Source organism: Paraburkholderia sp. SIMBA_053, from assembly GCF_046534895.1.
Lineage (GTDB): Bacteria > Pseudomonadota > Gammaproteobacteria > Burkholderiales > Burkholderiaceae > Paraburkholderia > Paraburkholderia caledonica.
In genome coordinates this window covers 1-238 of the sequence record NZ_JAWRXU010001622.1, presented here as the reverse complement: position 1 = coordinate 238, position 238 = coordinate 1, and the positions used below count along the sequence as shown (strand labels likewise).

Here is a 238-nt window from a genome sequence, read left to right as displayed (position 1 = left end):
ACACGGTGCTGCGGCGCCGCGGGCCGTCGACCACGAGCGCGCCGGAAGCCCGCAAGCCGTACAGGTTCGGCCCGTTCGAACTGGACTTCGCCACACGCTCGCTGTCGCGCGCCGATACGAAGCTGCCGTTGCGCGACAGTGAGTTCGCGCTACTGAAGATCTTCGTCAACAACCCGTACAAGGTGTTGTCGCGTGTGCTGATTCACGACCTCGTGCATCGCGACAACCTCGCCTTCCG

At 64.7% G+C, this 238-nt stretch carries 1 pseudogene; it reads left to right on the top strand.

Annotated elements, in window-relative coordinates:
• Positions 1-238: pseudogene (gene ompR, locus SB753_RS41040) on the top strand (two-component system response regulator OmpR); the annotation flags it as partial.